Here is a 6,094-nt window from a genome sequence, read left to right as displayed (position 1 = left end):
TCAGAAGTGAAACGCCGTAGCGCCGATGGTAGTGTGGGGTCTCCCCATGTGAGAGTAGGGAACTGCCAGGCATCAATTAGAAGAACCCCGTACCGGAAGGTGCGGGGTTTTTTGCTTTGTGTCTTCCCAATCTGGCCTTTCTCTTAATCCCTTATCCTGCTAATGGAATATGTGATCGCTGTCTCAATGTTATTTATAACAAAATTATAACATTTCATTTACTAGGTAATTGAGTCTACTGGCTCAATACGCCGCAGTTTATGGCAGGAGCATAATCACAATGACAGAAAGCATTACATCAAACGGGACGCTGGCTAACAGTGATACCCGAAGAAGGGTATGGGCAATCGTCAGCGCCTCTTCAGGGAATCTGGTTGAATGGTTCGACTTCTACGTCTACTCATTCTGTTCTCTCTACTTCGCACATATCTTCTTTCCCTCAGGCAACACCACGACACAGCTACTGCAAACGGCAGGGGTATTTGCTGCAGGATTCTTAATGCGACCGATCGGGGGCTGGCTGTTCGGCCGCATTGCGGATCGTCGCGGGCGTAAAGCCTCTATGCTGATCTCGGTTTGTATGATGTGCTTTGGCTCTCTGGTGATTGCCTGCTTACCGGGGTATGAATCCATTGGTACCTGGGCACCCGCGTTACTTTTACTGGCCCGCTTATTCCAGGGGTTATCGGTGGGTGGCGAATACGGTACCAGTGCAACTTACATGAGTGAGATTGCCCTGGAAGGACGTAAAGGCTTTTATGCCTCGTTCCAGTATGTCACGCTGATTGGTGGTCAACTGCTGGCCATTCTTGTGGTGGTGATCCTGCAGCAGATCCTGACGGACGAACAACTTCACGCCTGGGGATGGCGAATTCCTTTCGCAATGGGTGCAGTGCTGGCGATCGTCGCGCTTTGGTTACGCCGTCAGTTGGATGAAACCTCGCAGAAAGAGGTCAGGACGTTGAAGGAAGCGGGAACATTCAAAGGATTATGGCGTAACCGCAAAGCTTTCGTTATGGTGCTGGGCTTCACTGCGGGAGGCTCTCTCAGTTTCTATACCTTCACTACCTATATGCAAAAGTACCTGGTGAACACCACCGGAATGCACGCTAACGTCGCCAGCGTTGTCATGACTGTGGCGCTATTTGTCTTTATGCTCATACAGCCGATCGTCGGTGCGCTCTCGGACAAAATTGGCCGACGCACCTCGATGCTTATTTTTGGCGGATTGTCTGCGCTCTGTACCGTGCCTATTTTGACTGCGCTTCAGCATGTCTCCTCGCCGTATGCTGCATTTGCGCTGGTTATGCTGGCGATGGTGATTGTCAGTTTCTATACCTCTATCAGTGGGATACTGAAGGCCGAAATGTTCCCGGCGCAGGTACGTGCTTTAGGAGTCGGGCTCTCTTATGCGGTAGCCAACGCGTTGTTTGGCGGATCGGCGGAGTACGTTGCGTTGTCTCTTAAATCATGGGGAAGTGAAACGACATTCTTCTGGTACGTGACGGTAATGGGAGCCCTTGCTTTCATTGTCTCTCTGATGCTGCACCGCAAGGGTAAAGGTATTCGTCTTTAGTAATGCGCCATCTGCCACACGGCATAGCCGGTCGTTGCGCCGGCAACATCCCAGGCAAAATCTTTCCAGCTCCAGCCGCTCCCTGCGGGGCGGCTATCCCACAGTTCTTTTGATGCCCCAAGACCGACTGAGAACATCAACCCTATCGCCGCGCTACGGTCCCGGCTATACCCCTGATGCTGCGCATATTCATTACCGGCTGCGGACAACATCGCGGAAGCGAGGAAATGTTGTGCCTTATCCTGTCCGGACCAGCTATCGTTGGCCATATGACTACAGCCACTCAGAAAGAGGACGCTCAGTAATAAAGGAATGCGCATCAACGGGCTCCATAAAAAAGCCCTGCGGTTGGCAGGGCCTGGATATTACAGAATACGGCTGATAAGTCGGTCGATACGGATACGACGTAAGCGGCGAATAAGCTTGCGGACTTTCACCGGATAATCGGCAATACTCTGCAGTTCGCGGTAATGATTCACCACAGTGGTATGTGTGCGAATTAGCTCCAGCTCACGTTCACGTTTTGCGGCTAACTCATGCTGCGGGTCATGGATCAGGATAGCGTTTTCCAGATCCAGTCGCCACGCGCGTGGGTTCAGGTTGTTACCGGTCAGCAGCATCCACTCATCGTCGACCCACATTCCTTTCAGATGGTAAGTGTTGTCTTCATCTTTCCAGAGACGCACAACCAGCTGGTCAGTGTTTACGTAATACTGTAAACGGCTCAGGAAACGACGCAGGTTAATCTCATAGAGGTAAGGCAGCGCACCGATGATTTTAAACGGCTGATCTTCAGGAATGAAAAAGTCGTTTGCCGTTTTATCACCAACGATGATTTCCACTTTTTTACCGTCGCGCAGCAGCTGAATGATATTACGCACCAGCACAGCAGGAAGGTTGAAGTACGGCGTACAGATGGTGAGTTTCTGCTCCGCGCACGGCATCAGATGGAAGATTGTTTTGTTCAGCAGGCTTGATTTGCCGAGGCCTACCAGCGGGGTAACGGATAACTCTTCGTTGTTCGCATCTCCCTGGAAATGATAGACCGCATCGCGCAGCTCCTGGCGGAAGGCGCGAACATCGTTTTTGATCTCCGGGCTTTTCGGACGCTCGGGATCGTCAAGGCGATTAACGCCACGGCCATGTACCAGATTTTTATCAACCCAGTTAAACATGATATCGGCCATCTGTGGATTACGGATCAGATGGTAACGGTCGTAGCGATATTTATCGAGCTGATGAAGGTAAACATCATTCAGACTAGCGCCGCTGTAAAGCACGCTGTCATCAATGATAAACCCCTTGAAATGAAGGACGCCGAGCGCTTCACGGGTATTAACCGGGACGCCATAAACAGGCACATCAACGCCAGGATTTTCCTGCGCCGTGCGGCAATACCAGTCAGCATTGGTGTTTGAAGCGGCAGCGCCAATCCGGCCACGCTGAGCGCGATGCCAGTCTACCAGCACGCGAACATCAAGTTCCGGACGCTGGCGTTTGGCTTCATAGAGTGCGTTCAGGATCGCGCGTCCGCCTTCATCTTGTTCAAGATACAGAGCCACAATGCAAATGCGTCGCGTGGCGCTGGCAATCTTTTCCAGAAGCGTCTCCCGAAAATGAGCGGGAGCGTAAAAGAACTCTACATCATCAACTGACTGAGAAATCTTCGGTAGTTGAGCAAGGTGTTGTTGATGTTTATTGCGCTTAAATTTTGACAACATCACAGTGCGTTTCTTCTCTGTTCATTGAAGGGTTGTCTGTACCATGCAAACAACATAAGCGGACAATGATACCACCAGTCCCGTCCAAAGTGGGTAACATTTCCAGTAGCTTACTCGTGTTTGTCTGCCGATGTCAGGCTGAGGGACAAGGCAACAATACCTTCGTCCAGCTGAATATCAACGTCAAATCCAAGTTTTCGCGCCAGGGTCACCATGCCGCGATTGTTAGGCATAGTAATGCCATTCAGGCGTAACAATCCGTGATCGCGCGTATAACTGATGAGTTTTTCCAGTAGCCGTCTTCCCAGGCCCAGACCTTTAAGATCGGAGCGGACCAGTACGGCAAATTCCGCATCGACGTTATCCGGGTCAGAAATAGCACGCGTGACGCCGAGGATCTCGTCACCCTTATCGGAGCGACGAACAGCAACAAACGCCATTTCTCGATCGTAGTCGATCTGGGTCATGTTGGCTAAATCATCGTGGGTAAATTCGTTGATTTCGCTAAAATAGCGATAGTAGAGATCTTCTTTCGTGACCTGAGAGATAAAGGCCCGCAGTTGGGGTTCATCTTCCGGCAGAATAGGGCGGAACAAGGCGCGTTCCCCATTTTTCATCTCAACCCATTCCTCAAGTTGCAGAGGATAAGGACGGATCGCCAGACGGCTCTCTCTGTCACCTTCGAATGGCGCGATATCCAGCGTCACGTCCAGAGCCGTAAACTCGTTGCCAGAGGCGAGGAGCGGATGGATATCCAGCCGCTGGATCTCTGCACAATCCACAATCAGGTTAGACACCTGCACCAGGAACTGACTTAACCCGGCAATATCGAGCGGACGCAGCGCACTTCGGCCTCGGATCTTTTTGCTTTTAATTGCCTGAATGATCAGATAACGCGCCAGGTTCATGTTCAGCGGCGGTAACGCCACCACGGCTTGTTCTTCAGGACGCCATTCAACGCCGCCTTCTCCCAGCATGATGAGGGGGCCAAATACGGGATCGTGTTCGACCACAACCCGTAACTCCTGAGCCCCAGCGCGGTTGGCCATGCTTTGCACCAACAGTCCGTGGATCCTTGCCTGCGGCCAGGCCATTTTGACACGGTCGAAGATGGCATCTGCAGCCTGTTGCACCTCTGTCGCCGTGCGCAGGTATAACATGACCCCCTGAACATCAGACTTATGCGGGATATCCGGGGAACGCAGCTTAAGGGCAACCGGATAGCCAATTTGCTCGGCAATATGAACGGCCTCAGCGCTGTCGCTGGCGATCCAGGTCGGCAGGGTTTGCATGCCGTAGCTACCCAGAATGGGCTGAACTTCATGGGTATCAAGCGACGTCGCGCCCTCGTCGATAGCCTGCTGCAACAGCCGGTGAACGTCTATGGTGTTCGCCGTCAGATTACCGGGCAGCGCCGGCGTTTCACGTAGCTGTTTCTGGTTGCGGCGATATTCCACCATATGCATAAACGCGGTGATGGTGCCTTCCGGCGTGCGGTAGGTTGGTAGCCCGGCTTCGCTGAACAAACGTCGCGCCTCCTGAGAGGAAAATTCACCGCACCAGTTGGTCAGCAGGGTGACATATTTACCTCGCGGATGATTGCGCACGGCATCAATAAGCGCTCGCGCGCTTTCACTGCCCGGCGCGACCGCGCTGGGGGAGTGGATAATCATCAGCGCATCAAAATCCTGACTATCCAGCAAAATGGAGATAGCACTGATATAGCGCTCGCTGCTGGCGTCATCGCGCAAATCAAGTGGATTACCGGGCGTCACGCTGGTCGGAAGCGCTTCTTTCAGGCGCTGCAGCGTCTCTTCACTCAGGGTTGCCAGCTTGCCGAAGCGTCGCCACAGCTCATCCAGCGCAAGTGCGGCAGGGGCGGCTCCATTACTGACAATCATTAACTTCTCGCCGCGCAGCGGGCGCATATGGCTTAACGTCTCAACGGCGGAAAAAAGCTCGTGCGTATCCTGTACCCGCAGCAATCCCGCACGCTGAATGGCAGCGTCCCAGGCCGGATCCATACCGGAATGCGAATGCAGCAGACGCTGTGCTGCAGGGCTACGTCCGCTTTTAATCACCAGGATCGGCTTATTTCGCGAAGCACTTCGCGAAGCCGATACAAAACGACGGGCGTCGCTGAGGTGTTCAAGATAGAGCAGGATCGCACTGGTTTTGCTATCACGAGCCAGAAAATCCAGCAGTTCATCAACGTCGATATCCAGGCTGTCTCCCAGGGCAATGAAGTAGGAGAATCCCATTTCACGCTGCTGCGCCCAGTCGAGGATGGTATTTGATACCGCGGCCGATTGTGAAATAAAAGCGAGCTTGCCTTTGCGGATTGGAACCGGGGAGAAACTGGCATTCAGGCCCTGCCAGGGGGCGAGCAGACCCAGACTGTTTGGCCCAAGAATGCGCATTTGATAGCGGCTGGCGCAGGCCAGAAGCTCGGCTTTCTGTTCAGGCGGAGACGAGAGAATAATGCAGGTTTTACACCCCTTCTTGCCGAGTGACTCCAGCAGTTCCGGGTTACGCTTCGCGTTGGTACAGAGTACGGCTAGATCCGGCACGAAAGGCAGGCTTTGTACATCAGGCCATGCAAGAACCCCCTGAACCGCCTTATAAGCCGGCGTGACGGGCATGACGGGGCCATTAAATCCCCCGGCCAGCAGGTTACGCATCATCAGATAGCCAGCACGATCCGGTTTCATTGATGCGCCGATGACGGCTATGGATTTAGGACGAAGTAGCGCTTCTAACCCTCGCTGGCTCATGCAGGCCTCCTGTGAATGCAAGC

The 6,094-nt window shown here is 53.1% G+C and carries 4 protein-coding genes; 1 reads left to right on the top strand and 3 read right to left on the bottom strand.

Translation table 11 applies throughout. From position 1 onward, the window contains the following. Positions 1-280 precede the first annotated feature (280 nt). Positions 281-1,576, top strand: a complete 1,296-nt coding sequence (locus tag E3U32_RS03290; protein ID WP_134347625.1) for an MFS transporter — start codon at positions 281-283, stop codon at positions 1,574-1,576. Here E3U32_RS03290 and E3U32_RS03285 read toward each other — a convergent pair. The 3 genes from E3U32_RS03285 to E3U32_RS03275 all read right to left on the bottom strand — a co-directional run bounded on the left by E3U32_RS03285 (position 1,573) and on the right by E3U32_RS03275 (position 6,071). Continuing rightward, positions 1,573-1,896, bottom strand: coding sequence for a YfiM family lipoprotein (locus E3U32_RS03285; protein ID WP_134347624.1), 324 nt, complete (start codon positions 1,894-1,896; stop codon positions 1,573-1,575). The genes E3U32_RS03290 and E3U32_RS03285 overlap by 4 nt on opposite strands. A 45-nt stretch (positions 1,897-1,941) precedes the next feature. Next, the gene (gene pssA / locus E3U32_RS03280) at positions 1,942-3,297 is read right to left on the bottom strand and encodes a CDP-diacylglycerol--serine O-phosphatidyltransferase (protein WP_023333068.1); all 1,356 of its coding nucleotides are present in this window, start codon (positions 3,295-3,297) and stop codon (positions 1,942-1,944) included. Between the two features lie 110 nt (positions 3,298-3,407). Further along, positions 3,408-6,071 (bottom strand): bifunctional acetate--CoA ligase family protein/GNAT family N-acetyltransferase, encoded by a 2,664-nt coding sequence (locus E3U32_RS03275; protein ID WP_134347623.1) that lies wholly within the window; start codon positions 6,069-6,071, stop codon positions 3,408-3,410. Positions 6,072-6,094: the final 23 nt, after the last annotated feature.

Origin of the sequence: Lelliottia nimipressuralis (assembly GCF_004402045.1) — a bacterium.
Classification (GTDB): Bacteria; Pseudomonadota; Gammaproteobacteria; order Enterobacterales; family Enterobacteriaceae; genus Enterobacter; species Enterobacter chinensis.
This window is presented reverse-complemented; position numbering and strand designations above follow the sequence as displayed.

Bases quoted from the DNA above. Each gene is read 5' to 3' on its own strand.
- E3U32_RS03285 (WP_134347624.1), bottom strand. From the start codon at position 1,896: ATGCGCATTCCTTTATTACTGAGCGTCCTCTTTCTGAGTGGCTGTAGT.
- E3U32_RS03290 (WP_134347625.1), top strand. From the start codon at position 281: ATGACAGAAAGCATTACATCAAACGGGACGCTGGCTAACAGTGATACC.
- pssA (WP_023333068.1), bottom strand. From the start codon at position 3,297: ATGTTGTCAAAATTTAAGCGCAATAAACATCAACAACACCTTGCTCAA.
- E3U32_RS03275 (WP_134347623.1), bottom strand. From the start codon at position 6,071: ATGAGCCAGCGAGGGTTAGAAGCGCTACTTCGTCCTAAATCCATAGCC.